We start from the raw sequence: 963 nt of genomic DNA on the forward strand, positions 1-963 counted from the left end.
AACGCATCAAAGTGCTCGAAAACCGCATTGCTGAAATTGATGGTGACCATACGGAAACCGTCAAAGGGAACAAGGCAACCACCGCCAACAATATCACCGAGGATGCTGACACGATAAAGATGAACGGGGGCAAAGGAGTTTGTACCGGTGCAACCATCTGTCCGTTCGTTGGTAAACCTCACGTAGACGTATCAACCACCGTATTTGCAGGTAAGTAAGATGGCACTGAGCAAAGCATCACTGAAACAGAAGCTAGAAAACGAACTGAAAGCGCAAGGGTTTGTTCTTGATGGTGAATTCGCTATGGCAGGGAAGATGGCAGAAGCGATCGCCAATGCTGTCGTGGATGAGATGACAAGTAATGCAGAGGTACCTGTAAGTAAGGGGAGTTCTTCAGGTACCTATCAAGTTATCTAAGCTGTTTATGGTTTGTAGTTAATAGTCTGTATTACTTTTCCCACTATTTGTATGTTTAGCTCGTCATAACAAATTGGTGGGATAGGGCTATTCTCATCAAGAGCGCATAAAAATGGACTATCCGGAACTCCTTCTTCAATGAACACTTTTCTGATCCCAACTTCTCTACTGTCTCTGTATTTGAAGACAACTTCTGAGCCATGATTTAGCTCTGAATTTCCATGCTCTACAACGATTACGGTAGCTATGTCATAGCCTGCACTGGGAGCATATATTTTATGATTTCGATATGCGCACACTTTGGCTATGTTTTTTGCGTAAGCGATAACTGTTTCTTCGGTCTCTTTTTTCTTTTTGTAATTTACAGAGTGTATGTCTGCCCAATCTAAAACAGCAGCCTCCACTTTCCTTAATGGTCTATTGGCAAATGCTCTATGTTTTTTCTCCTTTAGGTAATCGTGTGTGTCCTTAGAGCGTCTAAAAAACAGTTGTTCTACATCTACGGTTAGCGCATTTGCCAATTTTTCTGCCGTTTCTCCGTTGGGG

At 42.7% G+C, this 963-nt stretch carries 2 protein-coding genes and 1 pseudogene; 2 read left to right on the forward strand and 1 reads right to left on the reverse strand.

Annotation, left to right across the window (positions count from 1 at the left end):
- Together IQR33_RS25655 and IQR33_RS25660 are read left to right on the forward strand one after the other, a co-directional pair.
- Nucleotides 1-218: pseudogene (locus IQR33_RS25655) on the forward strand (hypothetical protein); the annotation flags it as partial.
- A 1-nt stretch (nucleotide 219) separates the two neighbouring features.
- Nucleotides 220-417, forward strand: a complete 198-nt coding sequence (locus IQR33_RS25660; protein ID WP_109168529.1) for a hypothetical protein — start codon at nucleotides 220-222, stop codon at nucleotides 415-417.
- 5 nt (nucleotides 418-422) lie between these two features.
- Here the strand turns inward: IQR33_RS25660 and IQR33_RS25665 are convergent.
- A partial coding sequence (locus IQR33_RS25665; RefSeq protein WP_193844177.1) for a hypothetical protein occupies nucleotides 423-963 on the reverse strand: 541 nt, incomplete at its 5' end.

Source organism: Vibrio sp. OPT46 (assembly GCF_015163535.1).
GTDB lineage: Bacteria > Pseudomonadota > Gammaproteobacteria > Enterobacterales > Vibrionaceae > Vibrio > Vibrio alginolyticus.